The organism is Nocardioides marmotae, assembly GCF_013177455.1.
GTDB classification, from domain to species: domain Bacteria; phylum Actinomycetota; class Actinomycetes; order Propionibacteriales; family Nocardioidaceae; genus Nocardioides; species Nocardioides marmotae.
The window spans coordinates 3,539,085-3,560,125 of the sequence record NZ_CP053660.1 but is presented as its reverse complement, the minus strand read 5'-3'; the positions used below and the strand labels follow the sequence as shown (position 1 = coordinate 3,560,125).

Annotated in this window: 15 protein-coding genes and 1 riboswitch; of the genes, 10 read left to right on the top strand and 5 right to left on the bottom strand. The window is 75.3% G+C overall.

Translation table 11 applies throughout. The annotated features are described in order from the left end of the window. Positions 1–53: 53 nt before the first annotated feature. Complete coding sequence (locus HPC71_RS16890) at positions 54–1,943, bottom strand: SigE family RNA polymerase sigma factor (protein WP_154614658.1); 1,890 nt, start codon at positions 1,941–1,943, stop codon at positions 54–56. 72 nt (positions 1,944–2,015) lie between these two features. Between HPC71_RS16890 and HPC71_RS16885 the strand changes: the two genes are divergently transcribed. The 5 genes from HPC71_RS16885 (at position 2,016) to HPC71_RS16865 (ending at position 7,120) form a co-directional block, all read left to right on the top strand. Continuing rightward, positions 2,016–3,266 carry a cell division protein PerM gene (locus HPC71_RS16885; protein WP_154614659.1) on the top strand — a complete coding sequence of 417 codons (1,251 nt, stop codon included), beginning with the start codon at positions 2,016–2,018 and terminating at the stop codon, positions 3,264–3,266. Between the two features lie 176 nt (positions 3,267–3,442). Then, a complete protein-coding gene (purN, locus tag HPC71_RS16880) occupies positions 3,443–4,081 on the top strand; it encodes a phosphoribosylglycinamide formyltransferase (protein WP_171896956.1) in 639 nt (212 codons plus the stop codon). Positions 4,082–4,093: 12 nt separating this feature from the next. After that, a riboswitch (ZMP/ZTP riboswitch) is annotated at positions 4,094–4,170 on the top strand. 26 nt (positions 4,171–4,196) lie between these two features. Further along, positions 4,197–5,786 carry a bifunctional phosphoribosylaminoimidazolecarboxamide formyltransferase/IMP cyclohydrolase gene (gene purH, locus HPC71_RS16875; protein WP_412033866.1) on the top strand — a complete coding sequence of 530 codons (1,590 nt, stop codon included), beginning with the start codon at positions 4,197–4,199 and terminating at the stop codon, positions 5,784–5,786. A gap of 27 nt (positions 5,787–5,813) precedes the next feature. After that, positions 5,814–6,689, top strand: a complete 876-nt coding sequence (locus tag HPC71_RS16870; RefSeq protein ID WP_154614661.1) for a bifunctional methylenetetrahydrofolate dehydrogenase/methenyltetrahydrofolate cyclohydrolase — start codon at positions 5,814–5,816, stop codon at positions 6,687–6,689. A 5-nt stretch (positions 6,690–6,694) separates the two neighbouring features. Continuing rightward, positions 6,695–7,120 (top strand): DUF3017 domain-containing protein, encoded by a 426-nt coding sequence (locus HPC71_RS16865; protein WP_171896955.1) that lies wholly within the window; start codon positions 6,695–6,697, stop codon positions 7,118–7,120. Between the two features lie 309 nt (positions 7,121–7,429). Here HPC71_RS16865 and HPC71_RS16860 read toward each other — a convergent pair whose 3' ends face one another. After that, complete coding sequence (locus HPC71_RS16860; RefSeq protein WP_171896954.1) at positions 7,430–8,416, bottom strand: malate dehydrogenase; 987 nt, start codon at positions 8,414–8,416, stop codon at positions 7,430–7,432. A gap of 122 nt (positions 8,417–8,538) precedes the next feature. On the opposite strand from HPC71_RS16860, the gene HPC71_RS16855 reads away from it, so the two are divergent. Then, positions 8,539–9,039 (top strand): hypothetical protein, encoded by a 501-nt coding sequence (locus tag HPC71_RS16855; protein ID WP_154614663.1) that lies wholly within the window; start codon positions 8,539–8,541, stop codon positions 9,037–9,039. A gap of 12 nt (positions 9,040–9,051) precedes the next feature. Here HPC71_RS16855 and HPC71_RS16850 read toward each other — a convergent pair whose 3' ends face one another. Next, positions 9,052–10,023 carry an MIP/aquaporin family protein gene (locus tag HPC71_RS16850; RefSeq protein WP_154614664.1) on the bottom strand — a complete coding sequence of 324 codons (972 nt, stop codon included), beginning with the start codon at positions 10,021–10,023 and terminating at the stop codon, positions 9,052–9,054. 166 nt (positions 10,024–10,189) lie between these two features. On the opposite strand from HPC71_RS16850, the gene HPC71_RS16845 reads away from it, so the two are divergent. Next, the gene (locus tag HPC71_RS16845) at positions 10,190–12,379 is read left to right on the top strand and encodes an NADP-dependent isocitrate dehydrogenase (RefSeq protein ID WP_154614665.1); all 2,190 of its coding nucleotides are present in this window, start codon (positions 10,190–10,192) and stop codon (positions 12,377–12,379) included. A 116-nt stretch (positions 12,380–12,495) separates the two neighbouring features. Here HPC71_RS16845 and HPC71_RS16840 read toward each other — a convergent pair whose 3' ends face one another. Further along, on the bottom strand, positions 12,496–14,475 hold the full coding sequence (locus tag HPC71_RS16840) for an FUSC family protein (RefSeq protein WP_154614674.1): 1,980 nt from the start codon (positions 14,473–14,475) through the stop codon (positions 12,496–12,498). A gap of 273 nt (positions 14,476–14,748) precedes the next feature. Between HPC71_RS16840 and HPC71_RS16835 the strand changes: the two genes are divergently transcribed. The 3 genes from HPC71_RS16835 to HPC71_RS16825 all read left to right on the top strand — a co-directional run bounded on the left by HPC71_RS16835 (position 14,749) and on the right by HPC71_RS16825 (position 20,129). Continuing rightward, on the top strand, positions 14,749–18,345 hold the full coding sequence (locus tag HPC71_RS16835; RefSeq protein WP_154614675.1) for an ATP-binding cassette domain-containing protein: 3,597 nt from the start codon (positions 14,749–14,751) through the stop codon (positions 18,343–18,345). A gap of 61 nt (positions 18,346–18,406) precedes the next feature. Then, on the top strand, positions 18,407–18,811 hold the full coding sequence (locus HPC71_RS16830; RefSeq protein ID WP_154614676.1) for a hypothetical protein: 405 nt from the start codon (positions 18,407–18,409) through the stop codon (positions 18,809–18,811). 70 nt (positions 18,812–18,881) lie between these two features. After that, positions 18,882–20,129 carry an MFS transporter gene (locus HPC71_RS16825; RefSeq protein ID WP_154614677.1) on the top strand — a complete coding sequence of 416 codons (1,248 nt, stop codon included), beginning with the start codon at positions 18,882–18,884 and terminating at the stop codon, positions 20,127–20,129. On the opposite strand, the gene HPC71_RS16820 is transcribed toward HPC71_RS16825, so the two are convergent. Then, positions 20,093–20,956: a GNAT family N-acetyltransferase gene (locus HPC71_RS16820; protein ID WP_154614678.1), complete on the bottom strand. Its 864-nt coding sequence runs from the start codon at positions 20,954–20,956 to the stop codon at positions 20,093–20,095. The genes HPC71_RS16825 and HPC71_RS16820 overlap by 37 nt on opposite strands. Positions 20,957–21,041: the final 85 nt, after the last annotated feature.

Sequence of the window (21,041 nt, the reverse complement as noted above, 5' to 3'; positions counted from 1 at the left end):
CGACCGCCACGGTTGCACGACCGGGCCGATCCGCGTCGGAGGCGGCGACCGGTCTAGGGCGCGGGGTGCTCGGGGAGCCGCTCGAGCGCGCGGCGGGCGAGCCCCACGAAGTCGGCGTCGCTCATCGTGCGGGCCCCGGCGGGGACGAACCCGAGCTGGGCGACGGTGGTGCCCGAGCGCAGCACCGCCATCAGGTAGCGCACGGTGGTCTTGTCGGAGACCTCGGTGGTCACGACCCACACGGTGAGGTCCCGGCGCCGGGTGTCGGTGTTCGCGAGCCGGCGGACCTCGGTGGTGAGGTCGTCCTGGGCGCAGCGTGCGATCCGCCGGCGGACGCCGTCGACGAAGGCGCGGGCCTTCTTCTTGCCCAGCGAGCCGACGGTCTCGGTGAGTCCGAACTGGGTCGGCAGGCCGGCGTTGAGGATCACGAAGGTGCGGGTGACGTTGTTGCGCATCCCGCGGCCGGTGAAGGTCGTGCGGTCGCACGGGGTGGAGGCAGGGTTGGTGTTGGCCTTCACGACCGGGCTGCCGGTCCACGGGGCGGCCACGCGGCGCACCGGCGGCAGGTCGATCTCCGAGAGCAGGCTCGGCTGCTCGCCGACGGCCACCGGACGCACGAGCTGCGGGTCGGGCCGCCCGACGCAGGAGCCCCCGTCGGGCAGCGTGCACAGCTTGCGGACCGACTCGGCGAGCAGGGCCGTGCCGCCCTTGATGTCGGGGCGGGCGTCGTTGCCGACGCGGAGCACGGTCGTGGTGGTCAGGCTGCCGGTGCGGGCCACCCCGACGACGGTCGTGCGGACCGGCCGGGACCACGAGCGCAGCGCGAGCAGCATCGCCTGGTCGCCGACCTTGCCGATCCGGCGGGTGGAGAGCAGCTGGAGGCGGGGCTCGGGGCACGCGGCGTACCACCCGACGCTGGTGCGGAAGGCCCGGCGCGCGGCGCGCTCGTTGCGGGAGGCCTCGGCGAGCTGCCACGCGGTGCGGCGGGGCCCGCCGCGGCGGCGCGCCTCGAAGACGCGCAGGAGCGCCGCGGTGCCGCGCGGGTCGGCGTACCGGTCGGCCTGGCAGGGCAGGACGATCCCGTCGCCCTCGGTGTTGCCGTCGGTGCGCAGGTCGCGCCAGCCGGTGCCCTTGACCCGCTTCTGGACCTCCTTCGCGGTCAGCAGCGCGTCGGCCGACAACGGCGGCGGCTCCTCGCCGTCGTCGTCCCGGTCGCCGTCGTCGTCGGAGCGCTGCGGGGTGGCGGCGCGGTCCAGGGTCGCGGGGACGCCGCCGTCGGAGACGACCATCCCGCTGATGAGGAGCGTGGCGACGGTGACCAGCACGGCGGCCGCGGTGTACGCCCGGCGTCGGCCCGTGCCGGCGCGACGCACGATGGTGGAGCGCGGCCAGCGCACGTCCTTGACCGCCTCGGCCAGCGGCTCCAGCAGCGCGCGGATGTCGGTGCTCGGGACCCCGCGCTGGACCGAGAAGGCAGCGGTCGCCGCCTGGAGCTCGTGCTCGGCGTCCTTCCGGGGGAGGCCGACCTCCCGGGCCAGGTCGTCCAGCGGCACGGGTGCCAGCAGCGAGAGCAGCAGCACGCGGCGCTGCGTGGCCGGCAGCGCGGCCAGGGTGTCCAGCGTCTCGCGGACCTCGGGGTCGAGGTCCTTGTCGCGGTGGCCGAGCCGCGCGGTGTGGCGCCGCTCCGCGTAGGCCCACGCGTGCGGGCGCAGCCACGACTCCGGGTCCTCCCGGCGGGCGACCTTGCGCCAGTGGTGCCACGCCACGGTGTAGGCGTGCCGGACCGCGCTGCGGGCGGCGGTCAGGTCGCCGGTGAGCGCCCAGGTCTGCAGCAGCAGCCGGTCGCGGGTGTCCTTGTAGAAGGTGTCGAAGTCCGCCGTCGGGTCGGCGCGGCCCGGTCGCCCCTCCGGCGGGGGCTGGGAGTCGGCGTCGGCTGGCGGCATGGCGCCGTCCACCGTACCCGCGCGGCGTGCCTGCCCGGCCACGCCGGTCCCGCGGGTGATGATCGGTCGGTCATGACCTCCCTGCTGCCGCCCTCCACGAACCGCAGCGCCGCCTCGCCCGGTCTCCACGACCTGGCCCACCGACGCCCACTGGTCCTGGTCGCGACGCTCGGCGGCGCGGCGGCCGCGCTCGGCCCGCTGCTGGTCTGCATGGCGCTCGGTGTCGTCGGCTGGTTCCTCACCGACGCCGGCGCGCACGGCACCTCCAGCGACGGGCTGCGGGTCGGGGCCCTGGGCTGGCTGCTCGGCCACGGCTCCGGCGTGCGGGTCGAGGGCGTGCCGATCACCGCGGTGCCGCTCGGGGTGACCCTCGCCTGCGCGTGGACGGTGTGGCGGATCGGGCTGAGCGTCGGTGGCTCCGTCTCCGGCCACGGGCCCGACGCCGACCGGATCGCCGATGGTGAGCGGGACTGGACGGTGCCGACCGCCGCCGGGCTGCTGGCCGCGGGGTACGTCGTCGTGGCGGTCGCGACCTGCGTGCTGGCCAGCGACGCGGGCTCGGGGGTCTCCACGGGCCGCGTCGTGTCCTGGTCGCTCCTGCTCTGCCTGGGCCTCGGGGCGCCGGCGGTCGCGGTCGGCTCGGGCCGCGCGGCGATCTGGGCCGCGCTCGTCCCGCCGGTGCTGCGACTCGCCCTGCCCGCCTGCCGGCGCATCCTCCTCGCCTGGCTGCTGGTCACCGGCGTGGCCTTCCTCGGCGCGCTCCTCGTCGACCTCGGCACCGCCGCGAACGTGCTCTCCCAGCTGCACGCCGACCTCGGCGCCTCCACGCTGCTCGTGCTGGTCTCGCTGCTGGTCCTGCCCAACGCGCTCGCCTTCTCCGGCTCGTACCTGCTCGGACCCGGGTTCACCGTCGGCACCGGCACGCTCGTCTCGCCGTCCGCGGTGGTCCTCGGCCCGCTGCCGATGTTCCCGCTCCTCGCCGCGCTGCCCGACAACGGCCCGCCGCCGGCCTGGACGGCGTACCTCGCCGTCGTCCCCGCCCTCGTCGCCGCCGTCGCCGTGGCCCGCCACCACCGGCTCGTCCCCGCCGAGGGGTGGGGCGAGGCGCTGGCCCGCGGGCTGGCCGCCGGCGTCCTCGCCGGGGTGGTCTTCGGGTTCCTCGCCGGACTCGCGGGCGGCGCGGTCGGCCCCGGCCGGATGCGCGAGGTCGGCCCCTTCGAGCTCGACGTCGCCCTGCACGCCATCGCCGCCTTCGGCCTCGGCGGCCTCGTCGGCGCCCTCGCCACCACCTGGTGGCAGCGGCGCTCCGCCGCGGCGGGCTGAGCGCGGCGCCGGGCGGCCGGGGGCGCATGTAACGGACCGTTCGCCGCACTTCCTGCACGCTGCAACGTGCAGGAAGAGCAGCGAACGATGCGTTACAAGGTCGGCCCGGCCCGGCCCGACCCCGCCGACCGAGCCGAGGCCCGGCCCACCCCGGCGGACGGTCTAGGCTCCGGCGCGTGCCCGCCGCCCGAGCCGCTCGCCCCGACCGACCCGCCCGCCTCGTCGTCCTGGTGTCCGGGTCCGGCACGAACCTCCAGGCGCTGCTCGACGCGTGCGCCGACCCGGCGTACGGCGCCACGGTGGTCGCCGTCGGCGCGGACCGCGACGGGATCGAGGGGCTGGCCCGCGCGGAGCGGGCCGGCGTGCCGACGTTCGTCGCGCGCGTCAAGGACCACCCCACCCGCGAGGACTGGGACCGCGCGCTCGCCGAGCAGGTCGCCGCGCACGAGCCGGACCTCGTGGTGCTGGCCGGCTTCATGAAGCTGGTCGGTGCCGACTTCCTCGCCCGCTTCGGTGGCCGCACGGTCAACACCCACCCGGCGCTGTCGCCGTCGTTCCCCGGGATGCACGGGCCGGCCGACGCGCTGGCGTACGGCGTCAAGGTCACCGGCGCCACCCTCTTCGTGGTCGACGCCGGCGTCGACACCGGCGCGATCGTGGCGCAGACCGCCGTGCCGGTCGAGGACGACGACGACGTCGACTCGCTCCACGAGCGGATCAAGACCGCCGAGCGCGCGATGCTCGTCGAGACCGTCGGGCGGATGGCGCGCGAGGGGTACGCCGTCGACGGCCGCCGCGTGCGCCTCGGCGCCTGAACGCCCCTATGCTGGGGCCCACACGACTGGCGCAGGTGGGTGACCACCAGGGAGTGACGTCGGGAGCATCGACCGCCTGGGTGCTCCTCCTCGCCGATCCGAGCAGGAGTGACACGTGTCCGTGACCCAGCCCCGCGCCCACGACCAGGCCCTCGACCAGGTCCCGGTCAAGCGGGCCCTCGTCTCCGTCTACGACAAGACGGGCCTCGACGACCTCGTCCGCGGCCTGCACGACGCGGGCGTCACGCTCGTCTCCACCGGCGGCTCGGCCGCGCGGATCGAGGCGCTCGGCCTCCCCGTGACCCGCGTCGAGGAGCTCACCGGCTTCCCCGAGTGCCTCGACGGCCGCGTGAAGACCCTGCACCCCCGCGTGCACGCCGGCATCCTCGCCGACCGCCGCCTCGACGCCCACGTGCAGCAGCTGGCCGACCTCGAGGTCGAGCCGTTCGACCTGGTCGTGTGCAACCTCTACCCCTTCGCCGAGACCGTCGCGTCCGGCGCGAGCCCCGATGAGTGCGTCGAGCAGATCGACATCGGCGGGCCCTCGATGGTCCGCGCCGCGGCCAAGAACCATCCCTCGGTCGCCGTGGTCACCAGCCCCGCGCGGTACGCCGACGTGCTGGCCGCCCTCGCGCAGGGCGGCACCACCCTCGCCCAGCGCCGGGCGCTCGCGGCCGAGGCGTTCGCCCACACCGCGGCGTACGACGTCGCGGTGGCCTCCTGGATGGGCGACGTCCTGGTCGACACCTCCGACGGCACCGGCTTCCCCGCCTGGGCCGGCGCGACGTGGGAGCGCAAGGCCGTGCTGCGCTACGGCGAGAACCCGCACCAGCCGGCGGCCCTCTACGCCACCGCGGGCGCCGGCGGGCTCGCCGCCGCCGAGCAGCTGCACGGCAAGGAGATGTCGTACAACAACTACGTCGACACCGACGCCGCCCGCCGCGCGGCCAACGACTTCGACGAGCCGGCCGTGGCGATCATCAAGCACGCCAACCCGTGCGGGATCGCCGTCGGCGCCGACGTCGCCGAGGCGCACCGCAAGGCGCACGCCTGCGACCCGACCTCGGCCTTCGGCGGGGTCATCGCCGTCAACCGGCCGGTCTCGGTGGAGATGGCGCGCCAGGTGGCCGAGGTGTTCACCGAGGTGATCGTCGCCCCGGCGTACGACGAGGGCGCCGTCGAGGTGCTCCAGGGCAAGAAGAACATCCGGATCCTGGTCTGCCCCGTCGACGCCGGCGCGCAGGTCGAGACCCGGCCGATCAGCGGCGGGCTGCTGATGCAGCACGTCGACCACGTCGACGCCGCGGGCGACGACCCGGCCAGCTGGACCCTCGCGACCGGTGAGGCCGCCTCGCCCGAGGTGCTCGCCGACCTCGCCTTCGCCTGGCGCGCCTGCCGGTCGGCGAAGTCCAACGCGATCCTGCTCGCCAAGGACGGCGCCTCGGTCGGCGTCGGCATGGGCCAGGTCAACCGCGTCGACTCCTGCCGGCTCGCGGTCTCGCGGGCGGGGGAGCGCTCGGTCGGCTCGGTGGCCGCCTCCGATGCGTTCTTCCCCTTCGAGGACGGCCCGCAGATCCTCATCGACGCCGGCGTCACCGCCATCGTCCAGCCGGGTGGCTCGGTCCGCGACGAGCTGACCATCGAGGCCGCGAAGGCGGCCGGCGTGACGATGTACTTCACCGGCACCCGGCACTTCGCGCACTGAGCACCCGGCCCTGAGAGGATCACCGAGATGACCGCACAGAAGCTGGACGGCAGCGCCACCCTCAAGGCGATCAAGGCCGAGCTCACCGAGCGGGTGGCGGCGCTGCGCGAGCAGGGCGTCGTGCCCGGCCTGGGCACGGTGCTGGTCGGCGACGACCCGGGCTCGCACTGGTACGTCGGCGCCAAGCACAAGGACTGCGCCGAGATCGGCATCGAGTCGATCCGCGTCGACCTCCCGGCCACCTCGACCCAGGCCGAGGTGGAGGCCGCGATCGACGAGCTGAACGCCGACCCGGCCTGCACCGGCTTCCTGGTGCAGCAGCCGACGGGGCTCGACGAGTTCGCGCTGCTCTCGCGGGTCGACCCCGACAAGGACGTCGACGGGCTGCACCCGGTCAACCTCGGCCGGCTCGTGCTCGGCGAGGAGGGCTCCCTGCCCTGCACCCCGCTGGGCTGCATCGAGCTGCTGCGTCGCCACGGCATCGAGCTGCGCGGCGCCGAGGTGGTCGTCGTCGGCCGCGGCCTGACCGTCGGGCGCCCGATGGGCCTGTTGCTGACCCGCCGCTCGGAGAACGCCACCGCCACGCTGTGCCACACCGGCACCCGCGACCTCGCCGCCCACACCCGCAACGCCGACGTGGTCATCGCCGCCGCCGGCGTACCGGGCATCATCACCGCCGACATGGTCAAGCCCGGCGCGGCCGTGCTCGACGTCGGCGTCTCCCGGGTCGACGGGAAGATCGCCGGCGACGTCGCCGCCGACGTGTGGGAGACCGCCGGCTGGGTCTCGCCCAACCCCGGCGGCGTGGGCCCGATGACCCGCGCGATGCTGCTGATGAACGTCGTCACCATGGCCGAGCGCTCCCTGGCTGCTGCGAAGGCCGCTGCGAAGGTCACGGCCTGACCGGCGTGAGCGACCGCGCGACCCCTGCTCCGGGCGAGGAGCCCGAGCCGCCGGAGGACGGGATCCTCGAGGAGCCGGACGCCTCGGTCGGCCCGGCGCCGTCCGAGGACGAGGTCGCCGCGGTGCTCGCCGAGGAGATCGAGCAGCTCGAGGAGCGTCGCTACCCCTCGACGATCGGCGGTGCGTGCTACCTGCTCGTCCTCGCGGTCACCACCGTCGGCATCGGCGTGGTGACGGTGGGGGAGTGGCGGCTGGGCATCCGCATCGTCGCGGGCGCGATCCTCGCCGCGGCGGCGCTGCGGCTGGTGCTGCGGCGCCGCGACGCCGGCATGCTCGCCGTACGCCACCGGCTCGTCGACGTCCTCGTCCTGGTCGTCATCGGGTCGGCGCTGGTCTTCCTCTCCGCGACCATCCCCGACCAGCCCGTCTGAGCCCCCCACCCGGCCGAGTCGGCACTTCTGGCAGGTCGAGTCGGCACTCCTGGCAGGTCGAGTCGGCACCTGTGGCGGGGCGAGTCGGCACTCCTGGCGCCGGAAGTGCGGACTCGGCGCGCCGGAAGTGAGGACTCGGCGCGCGAAAAGTGCGGACTCGGTACGCCGGAAGTGCGGACTCGGTACGCCGGAAGTGCGGACTCGGCGCGCGGGAAGTGCGGACTCGGCGGGCGAGAAAGAGCCGCCGCCCTCGTCCGGGTGGACGAGCGACGGCGGCTCCGGTGCGGTGCGGGTGAGCCCGGGCGGGGCTCAGATGAGGCCGAGCCCCTTCACGGCATCGCGCTCCTCGGCGAGCTCGGCGGTCGAGGCGTCGATCCGGCCGCGGGAGAAGTCGTCGATCTCCAGGCCCTGGACGATCGACCAGTCGCCGCCCTTGGTGGTCACCGGGAACGAGGAGACGAGGCCCTCGGGGACGCCGTAGGAGCCGTCGGAGCGCACGGCCATCGAGACCCAGTCGCCCTCGGCGGAGCCGAAGAGCCAGTCGCGGGCGGCGTCGATGGTGGCCGACGCGGCGGAGGCGGCGGAGGAGGAGCCGCGGGCGTCGATGATCGCGGCGCCGCGCTTGGCGACGGTCGGGATGAAGTCGTTCTCGATCCAGGCCTGGTCGCCGACGACCTCGGCGGCGTTGCGGCCACCGACCTCGGCGTGGAAGAGGTCGGGGTACTGCGTCGCGGAGTGGTTGCCCCAGATCGTCATCTTGGTGATGTCGGCGACCGGGGCGCCGGTCTTCGCCGCGAGCTGGGAGATCGCCCGGTTGTGGTCGAGGCGGGTCAGCGCGGAGAACCGGTCCTGCGGGATGTCGGGGGCGTTGCTCATCGCGATCAGCGCGTTGGTGTTCGCCGGGTTGCCGGTGACGCCGATGCGGACGTCGTCGGCGGCGACCTTGTTCAGCGCCTTGCCCTGGGTCGTGAAGATCGCCCCGTTGGCCTCGAGCAGGTCGCCGCGCTCCATGCCCGGGCCGCGCGGCCGGGCGCCGACGAGCAGCGCGAGGTTCACGCCGTCGAAGACCTTCTCGGCGTCGTCGCCGATCTCGACGCCGGCCAGGCCGGGGAACGCGCAGTCGTCGAGCTCCATGACCACGCCCTCGAGCGCCTTCAGCGCGGGCGTGATCTCGAGGAGGCGGAGCTCGATGGGGCGGTCGGCCGCGAGCGCACCGCTCGCGAGGCGGAAGAGCAGGCTGTAGCCGATCTGGCCGGCGGCACCGGTCACGGCCACCTTGAGGGGCGAAGAGGTCACGGGCACTCCTTGTCGAGGACGGCTGGCGCTGCCGACGCTAGCAGCGAGGGTGAGGTACGCCACGCTGCGCTCACCGTGGGGGCCGGTCCGGGGGCCTGCAGCCGCCGCCTACCCTGGTCGCCATGCGTACGACGGGGTGGCTCGCGGCCGCGCTGCTGGCCCCCGCCGCCCTCCTCTCCGGCTGCGGCACCGCCTCGCCGACGAGCCCGCCGACCGGCATCGACGAGCTGGTCGTCCCGACCCCCTCGCCGGACCCCGACGACTTCGTGACGGGCCTGTCCAACCCGTGGTTCCCGGTCGCGGACGAGGACGGCACCGCGGAGGTCGACGGCGTCGGGGTGACGGTCGTCGACGGCGACTACTTCGCCCAGGACCGCCGCGGCAACGTCTGGTGGTTCGGCACCGCGGGGGAGTGGCAGGCCGGGGTCGACGGCGCCGAGGCCGGGCTGGCGATGCCCGCCGAGCCGCGGTACGGCGACTCCTGGCGGGCGGCGTACGTCCCCGGCGAGGTCGAGGACGTCGTCGCCGTCGCCGAGATGGACGACGACACCGTCGTCCTGGAGGTCACCTCGCCGCTCGAGCCCGGCCAGGTCGAGCGGCGCACGGTCGACAAGCGGGACTGACGCCCGCCGCGGTCAGCGGATCTGGGTGCCGTCGGAGTCGTCGCCGTCGGTGGTGCCGGTGGTCCCGGAGGTGCCGGGCCAGGGCTGCTGCTGGGTGGGGTCGGCCTGCGGGGTGAGCCAGCGCTGCTCGGCGGGCTTCCACTCCTGCGCGACCGGGTCCCACTGCCAGCCGTCCTGGATGATCGGCCGCTCCTCCTGGCCGCCCCAGTCCTGAGCGGCCGCCTGGCCGGAGGTCGCGGCGGCGGGCTTGCGGGCCGGCAGGCGCAGGCCGGACCCGGGGACCGGGGCGGCGGAGCGGCCGAGCACGAAGGGGTAGGCGAGCCCGGCGAGCAGGCCGCCCAGCAGCGGGGCGAGGAGGAAGACCCACAGCTGGAGGATCGCGTCGCCGCCGGCGAACAGCGCCGGGCCGATCGAGCGGGCCGGGTTGAGCGAGGCGCCGGTGAACGGCACGGCCACCGCGGCGAGCGCCGCCAGGGCGAGGCCGGACCACAGCGGGGCGACCCGGCGGTCCTCGTGCCGGTCGTCGAGGACGGCGAGCACCACGAGCACGAGCAGCGCGGTCAGGATCATCTCGAGCAGGAACGCGGCCCAGGCGGCGTACCCGTCGCGCAGGTCGCCGAAGCCGTTCTGGCCCATCGACCCCTCGGCGTCGAAGGCCTCGTAGCCGTGCAGCAGCCCGAAGAGCGCCAGGGCGGCGAGCACGCCCGCGACGACCTGGGTCCCGACGAGGAGGCCGGCGTCGCGCCACGGCGTACGCCCGGCGACGGCCGAGCCGACCGTGGCGGCGGGGTTGAGGTGGGCCGAGACCCGGCCGAAGGCGGCGATCGCCACGGCGTAGGCGAGGCCGTAGGCCAGCGCGGCGGTCAACGCGTCGTCGGTGCGGACCAGGGTGCCGGCGGCGACCAGGACGAGGAGGAAGGTGCCGATGGCCTCGGCGGCGATCCGCTGCCCGGTCGAGGGCAGCGTGGGGCTCGGAGTGCTCATGCCCTGGGTGCTCCCCGCGGGGACGGGGGGCCAAACCCCCGGCGGGCGTGGCACGCCGCCCGCCCGGGTGCGAGGGTGGGAGCCGGACGACAGGTCAGGTATCTTGACGTCAAGAAACCTGATCGTCCCGCGATCCGACCCACCCAGCTACAGGAGCTGTTGTTCCATGGCCAAGATCATCTACACGCACACGGACGAGGCGCCGCTGCTGGCGACGTACTCGTTGCTGCCGATCGTCCAGGCGTACGCCGCGAAGGCCGGCGTGGACGTCGAGACCCGCGACATCTCCCTGGCGGGCCGCATCCTGGCCCAGTTCGGCCTGGTCGACGACGCGCTCGCCGAGCTCGGCGAGCTGGCGACGACGCCCGAGGCCAACATCATCAAGCTGCCCAACATCTCCGCCTCCATCCCGCAGCTCAAGGCCGCGGTCAAGGAGCTGCAGGAGCAGGGCCACGACATCCCGGACTACCCGGAGAACCCGCAGACCGACGCCGAGAAGGAGGCCCGGGCCAAGTACGACAAGGTCAAGGGCTCCGCGGTCAACCCGGTCCTGCGCGAGGGCAACTCCGACCGCCGCGCGCCGGCCTCGGTGAAGAACTACGCCAAGGCCCACCCGCACCGCATGGGCGCATGGAGCAGCGACTCCAAGACCAACGTCGCGACGATGGGCGAGCACGACTTCCGCTCCAACGAGAAGTCGGTCGTCCTCGAGTCCGACGACACCCTGCGCATCGAGCTGGTCGCCGCCGACGGCTCCACCACCGTCCTCAAGGACGGCATCACGGTGCTCGCCGGCGAGGTCGTCGACGGCACCTACATGGACGTCGCCGCGCTGCGCCGCTTCCTCACCGAGCAGGTCGCGCGGGCCAAGGCCGAGGGCGTGCTGTTCTCCGCCCACCTCAAGGCCACGATGATGAAGGTCAGCGACCCGATCATCTTCGGCCACGTCGTGCAGGCGTTCTTCCCCACGCTCTTCGAGCAGTACGGCGAGCAGCTCAAGGCCGCGGGCATCTCCCCGAACGACGGCCTCGGCGCGCTGCTGAACGCCGTGGAGTCCCTTCCCGACGGCGACGCCATCAAGGCCGCCGTCCAGCAGGGCCTGGCCGAGGGCCCGGCGCTCGCGATGGTCGACTCCGACAAGGGCATCACCAACCTGCACGTCCCCAGCGACGTCATCATCGACGCCTCGATGCCGGCGATGATCCGCACCTCCGGCCACATGTGGGGCCCCGACGGCGAGGAGGCCGACACCCTCGCGGTGATCCCGGACTCCTCCTACGCCGGCGTCTACCAGACCGTCATCGACGACTGCCGCGCCAACGGCGCCTTCGACCCCGCCACCATGGGCTCGGTCCCGAACGTCGGGCTGATGGCCAAGGCGGCCGAGGAGTACGGCTCCCACGACAAGACCTTCGAGATCCCCGCGGCCGGCACGGTCCGCATCGTGACCTCGGGTGGCGACGTCCTGATGGAGCACGACGTCCAGCCGGGCGACATCTGGCGGGCCTGCCAGACCAAGGACGAGCCGATCCGCGACTGGGTCAAGCTCGCCGTGACCCGCGCCCGCGCGAGCGGCACCCCCGCGGTGTTCTGGCTCGACGAGACCCGCGCCCACGACGCGCAGCTCATCGCGAAGGTCAAGGAGTACCTGGCCGACCACGACACCGACGGCCTGACCATCGAGATCATGGCGCCGGCCGAGGCGACGGCGTACTCCCTGGAGCGGATCCGCCGCGGCGAGGACACCATCTCGGTGACCGGCAACGTGCTGCGCGACTACAACACCGACCTGTTCCCGATCCTCGAGCTCGGCACGTCGGCCAAGATGCTCTCGGTCGTCCCGCTGATGAACGGCGGTGGCCTCTTCGAGACCGGCGCCGGCGGCTCCGCGCCCAAGCACGTGCAGCAGCTGGTCAAGGAGAACTACCTGCGCTGGGACAGCCTCGGTGAGTTCTTCGCCCTGGTGCCCTCCCTCGAGCTGTACGCCGAGCAGGCCGGCACGCCGGGCGCGAAGGTCCTCGCCGACGCCCTCGACCGGGCGACCGGGACCCTCCTCAACGAGGACAAGTCCCCGACCCGTCGCGTCGGCGGCATCGACAACCGCGGCTCGCACTTCTACCTGGCGCTCTACTGGGCCCAGGAGCTGGCGAACCAGACCGAGGACGCCGACCTCGCCGCGGCCTTCAAGCCGCTCGCGGAGAAGCTGGCCGCCGAGGAGGAGACCATCGTCGCCGAGCTCAACGGCGTCCAGGGCTCCTCGGTCGACATCGGCGGGTACTACCGGCCCGACGACGCCAAGGCGTCGGCCGTGATGCGCCCCTCGCAGACGTTCAACGACGCGATCGCGGGCCTCTGAGCCGCTGATCCACTCGGCCGCTGAGCTGAGTCGCTGACACCGGGGTGGTCCCGGGGCATCCGTGCCCCGGGACCACCCCGTCGGCGTTCCCGGCGCCGGCCGCCTCAGAGGGCGTCTCAGGCGCCGGCGGGCAGCGTCCGCAGGAGGTACCGCTCGGCCTGCCCGGACTGCTCGGCGAGGTCGTGCAGGGTCGAGGAGGCGGCGTTCCCGTCCGCCTCCGCCTCGATGCCCCCTGGCGCCGTGGCCGCCGCGTCCTCGGGTCGGAGCAGCTCGGCTGCCCGGGTCAGGGAGGCGCCGTCCCAGGTCGCCGTGGCGACCATGGTGACCAGGTCGTGCAGGCCGGTCCGGAGCCGGTCGAGCTCCGCCAGCTGCCGGTCGTCGAGGTCGTCGTGGTCGGGCACGAGCTCGTCCTGCTTCTGCGCGGCGTCGCGGTGCAGCGCGAGGAGCGGGACGCCCGCGGAGGACCCGAGGGCGTGGGCCCCGTGGGGGTGCGTGACACCCGCGGTGGCCTGCAGCACGCGGGTGGTCGCCTCGGTCGCCTCCTCGATGCGCTGCCGCAGCGGCGGGGGCCGGAAGGCCGGCACGACGGCGAAGCCGATGACCACCCCGACGACCAGCCCGCACAGGACCAGCAGGACGTACTGGACGAGCAGGTCGGCGGCGTCGAGGTCGCGGGTCACCGCGTTGAGGCCGACGCTGACCATGACCATGAAGGCCGCGCCGACGGCCGGGCGGGTCGTGATGTACCAGAGGCCGAGGGCCAGCGAGAGGCCGGCGACCGCGACCAGGTACTCCTCGGGAACCGTCAGCAGGATCACCGCGACGGCGGCCGAGCCGACGAGCACGCCGAGGATCTTCGCCTTCGCCTTGCTGAGCGTCTCGCGCCAGCTGGCCTGGAGGATCCCGAAGGTGGTCATCAGCGCCGAGGCGACCAGGGGGTCGTGCGGCCCGAGGTCGGCGGTGACGGACAGCATCACCAGCATGCCCAGCCCGGTGCGGAACGCGTGCCGCACCTGCACCGACCGCAGCCGGGCCGAGGGGTGCAGGAGCGAGTCGCGCAGGTCGTCGCGGAGCCGGCGGTCCAGGGAGACCGGTGTGGTGTCCCGCTCCCGCGCTGCCTGCTCCACGGCGTCCAGGGCCGCGGCGGCCCGCGCGAGCGACGGGTCGCCCGGGTCGTCGACGGTCGCGGTGTTCGCGGTGTTCGTGGCGGTGGGGGCGTCGGGCGCCGGGGCCTTCTTGGCCCGCACCAGCTCGGCAGCGGCCCGGGCCCGGTCGCGGAGGGCCGTCTCGGGCTCGGTCGAGGGATCTGCGGTCAGCTCGGCGGCCCGCGCCGCCAGGCGGAAGCGCGAGGCCCCCTCGAGCGCGACGCCCAGCCAGCGCGGCCGGCCCTCGCCGAGCCAGGTGTCGAAGGCGGTCGCGGTGGCCGCCGACGGGTCGTCCGCGACGAGGACGTCGGCGACCTGGTCGCGCGCCGGCTTGGCGGGGTCGGAGATGCCGACGAGCACCCGCAGCAGGAGCGCCACCACGACGCCGGCGAGCGCCGCCGTGATCACCTGCTGGTGGTCGGTCGCGCCCCGGGTCGCGTAGGCGTAGGAGTAGAGCGTCGTCATCCCCAGGCCGAGCCCGGTGTTGGCGAACGTCGGACCGCGGAGGGGGAGCAGGGCGCCGACGAAGACGATCAGGGCGACGAGCACGATCGCGGCCGGACGCGAGACCTCGCCGAGCAGTCGCGGGACGATCGCGCCGAGGAGCAGCAGCGGCACGACCAGCGCCGCCGAGCGCAGGTCGGCGCGGAGGGTCCCGCCCATCAGGGCGACCAGCGAGAACAGGCCGACCATGCCGCCGATGATCGCCGCGGGCCCGGCGTCGAAGCTGTCGGCCAGGACGACCGAGGGCACCACCGCGATCGCCATGAGGACAAGCAGCAGGGGGCTGCCGCCGGGCTTTCCCTGCTGCGCGGTCCCGTCGGCCTGGGCCTGCTCGGTGGTCCCGGCGGTCCCGGCGGTCCCGGCGGTCCCGGCGGTCCCGGCGGTCTCAGTGGGGGGCCCGGCCGAGCGGCGGCCGGTCGGCTCGTCGTCCCTGGGGGACACGCTCATGGGCTCGCCCTCCCGAGGTGAGGCACTAGGTCCTCGACGGTAGGAGTGCAGCCGGCCCGGCTCCCAGGGCCGGAGTGCCCGGGCCCCGCTGGTCCCGTGCCGGTCCGGGCCGGTGCCGGTCTGGGCCGGTGCCGGTCTGGGCCGGTGCCGGTCGGCCCGCGTGAGGTGCGCCACCCCGCCTCGGCCCGTCCGCGTGTCCCCGCGGGGCCCGGGCCCTCCCGGAGCCGAAAAGCAGGTGAGGTGTGTCGGCGGCGCCCCGTAGCGTCGGGGCCGATGACCGTCACGACCCCGACCGCAGCCGAGCGCGGCACACCCCCCACCCAGCCCGGCGCCGGCGGGTCGCCGCAGCTGCCGGAGTCCCGCGTCGTCGATTGGCGCCGGCTGCGCTCGCGCGTGGCCGCCGCGGCCCTCGTCGCGCTGTTCATCGCCGCGCTCGGGCAGGCCCTCGGCACCGTCGTGGCCGGCCGGCTCGCCGCCGAGCCCAGCAACCGGCTGGTGCTGCTGCTCGCGCTGTGCGTGGTGGGCGCCGCCGTGCTCGACTCCGCGGCCCGGGTGGTGTGGTCGGGGGTCGTCGACCGCGCCGAGGGTCGGCTGCGTGCCGACCTCCTCGACGCCGCCCTCGCCCAGCCCCTCGCCCGCCTCGACGACCAGGCCGTCGGCGAGGTGCTCGACCGGGTCGACGACGACACCTACGAGGTCGGCACCCTGGTCCGCCGCCAGGTGTGGGACACCCTGCGGACGCTGTTCGCCACCGTGCCGATGTGGGTCATCGCCGGGCTCACCTGGTGGCCGGCGTGGCTGCTCCTCCCCGCGGTGAGCGCGGTGACCATCCTGGTCGTGCGCCCGCTGCTGCCGGAGATCTCCCGCCGCAAGGTGCTGGAGGAGATGGCCTGGACCGACCACGCCGCCGCGCTCGAGGAGGGTGTCGCCGGCCGCGACGACCTACGCACGAGCCTCGGCCAGGCCCACGTCGTACGACGCGTCGCGGAGCTCTCCGCCGAGATCCACCGTCGCCTGGGGTCGGTGCTCGTGGTGGAGATGCGCCTCGCGCGCCGGGCCGGGCTGCTGCTGCACGGGCTGCTGGCCGCGGTCGTGGTCTCCGGGGTCGCCCTGACATCCTCGGACTCGATGTCGGTGGCGCGGTTGGTGACGCTGTTCCTGGTCACCTCGACCTTCGTCGGGCAGATCAACAACCTCGCCCAGCACCTGCCCGAGCTGCAGGCCGGCCTCGGTGCGCTGATCCGGCTGCGGCAGATGCTCGAGTCGCCCCCGGAGCCCGCGGGCGGGCGGCCGGTCCCCGAGGGGCCGCTGGACCTGCGCTTCCGCGACCTGCACTTCGCCTACGAGGAGGGCCGGTTCGCGTTGGAGGGGGTCGACCTGCTCGTGCCCGCGGGGGAGACCTGCGCCCTCGTCGGCCGCACCGGCTCGGGGAAGTCGACGCTGGCCGCCCTCGTCTCCCGCGCGGTCGAGCCCGAGCCGGGGACCGTGCTGCTCGGCGGCGTCGACGTGCTCGACCTCGACCTGCAGCAGCTGCGGGCCACCGTCGGGGTGGTCACCCAGCGCACCGAGATCCTCGCCGGCACCCTCGCCGAGAACATCGCCCTCTTCGGCGACGTCCCGGCCGGTCGGGTCGAGGCCGCGCTCGCCGAGCTCGGGCTCGAGAGCTGGGTCGCCGGCCTCCCGCAGGGCGTGGACACCCCGCTGGGTCCCGGCGGCACGACACTGTCCGCGGGGGAGGAGCAGCTGGTCGCGTTCGCGCGGCTGCTCGTCCGCGACGTGCGCGTCGTCGTGCTCGACGAGGCCACCGCCCGGATGGACCCGGTCACCGAGGAGCTGGTCGTCCGCGCTGCCGACCGGCTGCTCGCGCGGCGTACCGGCCTGCTCGTCGCCCACCGGCTCGGCACCGTCGAGCGCGCCGGGCTGGTGGCGGTGCTCGACCAGGGGCACGTCGTGCAGCAGGGCCGGCACGCGGACCTGGCGACCGCTCCCGGCCGGTTCCGCGACCTGCTGCGCTCCGGCGACGGGGACCACGAGGCCGCCCCCGCCCTCGCCCGCACTGCCCCCGACCCCGACCCCGACCCCGACCCCGCCGCCGCTCCGGCCCCGGAGCCCGGCCCCGCGCCGACCGCGGTCGGCGGCACCCGCCGCACCGGCGCGCCCCCGGAGCGCCCCGAGGTCGGCGACGGGCCCTCGCTGAGCCGCGGCATCCTCCACGCGCTCGTGCTGCACCCCCGCTGGGGCCTGGCCGGCGTCCTGCTCTTCCTCGTCGGCTCGCTGACCGGTGCGTTCGGCGTGCTGACCGGGTGGGCCTGGGGCCGCCTGGTGGCAGACCTGACCGAGGGCCGCACGCCGACCGCGCTCACGGCGGTCGTCGTCGTGAGCCTCCTGCTCGCGCCGCTCGCGCTGGCCGCGGCGTTCAGCCGCTACCCGCAGTGGTGGGTCGCGGTCCTGCTGCGCACCCGGATGGCGGTCCTCATCGGCCAGACCCAGCAGCGGCGGCTCTCGCGGACGCCGCCGGGCGAGGTGGTCGCGCGGACGATGGACGCCGACCGCTACGCCCGGTACGCCGACCGCTGGGTGGACTTCTCGACCGGACTGGTCATCGTGGTGGCCACCAGCGTGGCCGGCGGCAGCCTGCTCGCCGGCGGGGTGCTGCTCGCGGTGATGGTCGCCTCGGCGCTCGCCTCGTCCTTCGGCCGCCCCCTCGCCGGCCGCTCGGCGGCGGCCGCGTCGCGGGCCCGCGCCGGCTTCGGCCGCTCGCTGGTCTCGGTGCTCGACTGCGTGCGGACCGTCAAGCTCGCCGCGGCGACCCCGGCGGTCCGGCGCCACCTCGCCCGCGTCGACTCCGGCCGGGTGGACGCCGCGGTCCACGAGCACCGCGTGCAGGCCGCGCTCGACGGCGTCCCGGTGGTCGTCGTCCAGTGCGGCGTGGTCGCCGCGTGGGCCGTCCTCGTGGCCGGCCACTGGGACCTCGCCACCGCGCTGCTGGTCTCCTCGGCGGTCAACGGCTTCGACTGGTTCGGCCGGGTCGCGGGGTCGGTCATCACCGAGGCGCCGGGCACCCGCTCCTGGCAGCGGGCCACCAGCCGGCTCGCCGGCGGCACCGACCTGATGACGCTGCCGCCCGGGGTCGACCTGGTGAGCGGGGTGGCGCCCGGGCCGGCGCCGACCCCGCGGGTCCCGCTCCGGCGGCTCGAGCTGCGCGGGGTGGACGCGATCCACGACGACGGCACCCGCGGCGTGACCGGGGTCGACCTCGACGTCGACGCCGGCGACCTGGTGCTGCTGCTGGGCCAGGTCGGCTCGGGCAAGTCCAGCCTGCTCGCGGCGCTGGCCGGCCTGGTCGACCACACCGGCGCGATCCGGTGGAACGGCCGGGACGTCGAGGACCCCGAGGTGTTCCTCCGGCCCGGCCAGGTCGCGCACGTCGCGCAGGTCCCGCGGGTGCTCTCGGGCACCTTCGCCGACAACGTCGTGCTCGACCACACCGTCGAGCGCGGGCTGGACGCGGCCGTCGCGGACGCCCGGCTCGGGCGCGACCTCGAGGACGCCGGTGGGCCGCGCGCCCTCGTCGGGCACCGCGGCGTACGGCTCTCCGGCGGGCAGGTGCAGCGCCTCGCGCTGGCCCGGGCGCTGGCGACCGACGCCGAGCTCCTCCTCGCCGACGACGTGTCCAGCGCCCTGGACGCCGCCACGGAGCTGGAGCTCTGGGACGCCCTGCGGGCCCGCGGCACCACGGTCGTCGGAGCGACCTCCAAGCGGGCCGCGCTCGCGCGCGCCGACCGGGTGGTGGTCCTCGTCGACGGGCGGGTCGCCGCGTCCGGGCCGTGGTCGGAGCTGGCGGAGGCCTGGGGCCACCTGGCCGGCTGAGCGCCGGGCCGGGGAAGCGCGGGCCGGGGAACCCGGGGCCGGGCCCGCTCGTTCCCCCGGCGTGCGCTCCCTCCTCGTGTCCTCGGCCCTGGTCGCCACCCTGCTGACCGGCTGCGCCGAGGCCGAGGAGGCCGTGCGCGGCGCCGCGCGGGACGCGGGGTGCGCGGCGGCGCGCCAGGCGATGGACGAGGCCGAGCGCCGGGTCCGCGACGCGGTCGCCGACCTCCGGGCCGACCCCGAGGCCGCCCGGCGGGAGCTGCGGGCGGTCCGCGGCGTGCTGGACGCCGCCGAGCGGGGTCTCGGCGGCGAGGCCCGGCAGCAGGTCGACCGCGCCGGGAAGGCCGTCGACCGGCTGCTCGCCGAGGCACGGGACGCCGCCGCGGGCACCCGCGTCGACGACGTCGCGGTCGACGAGGCCGAGCGGCAGCTCGACGGCGCTGTCGGGGAGATCACGAACCTCTGCTGACCCGGCGCGGAATAGGTCGCCGCCCGCGACCGGTTGGAGCATGAGGCACGCCCCCGACCCGGAAGGCCTCATGACCTCCACCGCGCCTTCCTCCGCGCGCCCTGTCGATGTCGCCACCCCCGCCGGGGGACGCCGGTTCGTGCTGGCGGTGCTCGCGCTCGCGGTCGGCGGCTTCGCGATCGGCACGACCGAGTTCGTGACGATGGGCCTGCTCCCGCAGATCGCCGAGGGGATCGGGGTCTCCGAGCCGACCGCCGGTCACGTCATCTCCGCCTACGCCCTCGGCGTGGTCGTCGGCGTGCCGATCCTGTCCTTCTTCGCGGCCCGGCTGCCCCGGCGCGGGCTGCTCGTCGGGCTGATGGCGGCGTACGCCGTGTTCAACCTGCTCAGCGCCGCCGCGACCGGCTACGGGATGCTCACCGTCGCCCGCTTCCTCGACGGCCTGCCCCACGGGGCCTACTTCGGCGTGGCCAGCCTGGTCGCGGCCAACCTGACCACGCCCGCGAAGCGTGGCCGGGCGGTCGCGAGCGTGATGCTCGGCCTCAGCGTGGCCAACGTGGTCGGCGTGCCGGCGGCGACGTGGGTCGGCCAGCACCTCGGCTGGCGGGCGGCGTACCTGATCACCGCCGTGATCGCCGGGCTGACCATGCTGCTGATCCTCGCCTTCGTGCCCTCGGTGCCCGGCGACAAGGAGGCGACCGGCCGCAAGGAGGCCCGCGACTTCTTCTCCAACCGGCAGGTGTGGCTGACGATGGCGGCCGGCGCGATCGGCTTCGGCGGCATGTTCGCGGTCTACTCCTACATCGCCACCACGGTCACCGACGTGAGCGGGCTGGGCAGCGGCACGGTGCCGTTCTTCCTGCTGGCCTTCGGCCTCGGCATGGTCGCCGGCACCTGGCTGGGCGGCGAGCTGGCCGCGTGGTCGGTCTTCCGCTCGCTGATCTGGTCCGGCATCGGCTCGGCGCTCGTCATGCTGGTGTTCTGGCTGGTCGCGCCCTTCGGGTGGTGGCTGCTGCCGGTGGTCTTCGCGATCACGGTGATCGGGTCGGTCCTGGTCACCAACCTCCAGGTGCGGCTGATGGACGTCGCCGGCAACGCCGTCACGCTCGGCGCGGCGATGAACCACGCCGCGCTCAACCTCGCCAACGCGCTCGGCGCCTGGCTCGGCGGCCTGGTCATCGCGGCCGGGCTCGGCTACCGGGCGCCGGCGCTCGTCGGCGCCGGCCTGTCGGTGCTGGGCGTGGCGATCCTGCTGTGGTCGGCGGTCAGCCACCGCCGGGGTCAGGCCGTGGTCGCCGGGGAACCCATCCGGTCGTAGAGCGCCATGTCGACGTGCCCGTCGCGCACCCACGCGCCGAGCCGCTCGATGCCGTAGAGCTCGAACCCGCACGCCTCGATCACCCGCCGCGAGGCGACGTTGTCGACCGCCGCGAACGCCCGGACCCGGCGCACCCCGAGCGTGCCGAACGCGTGGGCCACGACCGCCTCGGTCGCCCGTCGCGCGACGCCGCGGCCGCGCGCGTCGGGGTGGGTCCAGTAGCCGACCTCGCAGTCCACGTCGGCGGTCAGGTCGAACCAGCCGACCGAGCCGAGCGCCAGGTCGGGCCCGTCGGGGTCGCCCGGGTCGACGACCGCCCAGTTCATCGCGGTGCCCTCGGCGACCCGCTCGGCGCTGTCCTGCAGCCAGGCCCGCGCGGCGTCGGAGGTGTACGCCGCCGGCATCTGCCCGAGCCAGTGCTGGCTCTCCGCGTCGGCGCAGCCCTCGACGATCCGCGGGACGTCGGCGTCGCGCCACGGCCGCAGCAGCAGGCCGCCCGCCTCGAGCTCGGGCACCTCCGGCCACGGGTGCGGCGGTTCGAGCGGGTCGTCGCGGAGCACCGTCCCGACCCAGGCGTCGGCCCGCCGGCCGTCCGGCCCGGGGAGCCAGTCGCGCAGCACCCCGTCGCGCGCGAAGCCGGTCTCGTGCAGCAGGCGGCGCTCGGCCCAGGAGTCGACGGCGACGTACGCCGCCAGGCAGTGGAGGTCCGGGGCGGTGAACGCGTCGGCCACGACCGCCCGCAGGTCGGTCAACACCGGGAGCGCCCCGGGCGGCAACCGGAGCTCGGCGCGCCCCCCGCCGAGGTCGAGGACGGCCACGTTGCTCATGGGGCATGGTGCCACGCCGCCGGTGCCTCGCCCCGGGACCTGCGCGAGGTGGCGGACCCCGTGCTCGCGAAGGGCCGCGCGCGGG

Bases quoted from the DNA above. Each gene is read 5' to 3' on its own strand.
- HPC71_RS16855 (WP_154614663.1), top strand. From the start codon at position 8,539: ATGCGTACGACGGGGTGGCTCGCGGCCGCGCTGCTGGCCCCCGCCGCC.
- HPC71_RS16845 (WP_154614665.1), top strand. From the start codon at position 10,190: ATGGCCAAGATCATCTACACGCACACGGACGAGGCGCCGCTGCTGGCG.
- HPC71_RS16885 (WP_154614659.1), top strand. From the start codon at position 2,016: ATGACCTCCCTGCTGCCGCCCTCCACGAACCGCAGCGCCGCCTCGCCC.
- HPC71_RS16850 (WP_154614664.1), bottom strand. From the start codon at position 10,023: ATGAGCACTCCGAGCCCCACGCTGCCCTCGACCGGGCAGCGGATCGCC.
- HPC71_RS16890 (WP_154614658.1), bottom strand. From the start codon at position 1,943: ATGCCGCCAGCCGACGCCGACTCCCAGCCCCCGCCGGAGGGGCGACCG.
- HPC71_RS16825 (WP_154614677.1), top strand. From the start codon at position 18,882: ATGACCTCCACCGCGCCTTCCTCCGCGCGCCCTGTCGATGTCGCCACC.
- HPC71_RS16840 (WP_154614674.1), bottom strand. From the start codon at position 14,475: ATGAGCGTGTCCCCCAGGGACGACGAGCCGACCGGCCGCCGCTCGGCC.
- HPC71_RS16820 (WP_154614678.1), bottom strand. From the start codon at position 20,956: ATGAGCAACGTGGCCGTCCTCGACCTCGGCGGGGGGCGCGCCGAGCTC.
- HPC71_RS16870 (WP_154614661.1), top strand. From the start codon at position 5,814: ATGACCGCACAGAAGCTGGACGGCAGCGCCACCCTCAAGGCGATCAAG.
- HPC71_RS16835 (WP_154614675.1), top strand. From the start codon at position 14,749: ATGACCGTCACGACCCCGACCGCAGCCGAGCGCGGCACACCCCCCACC.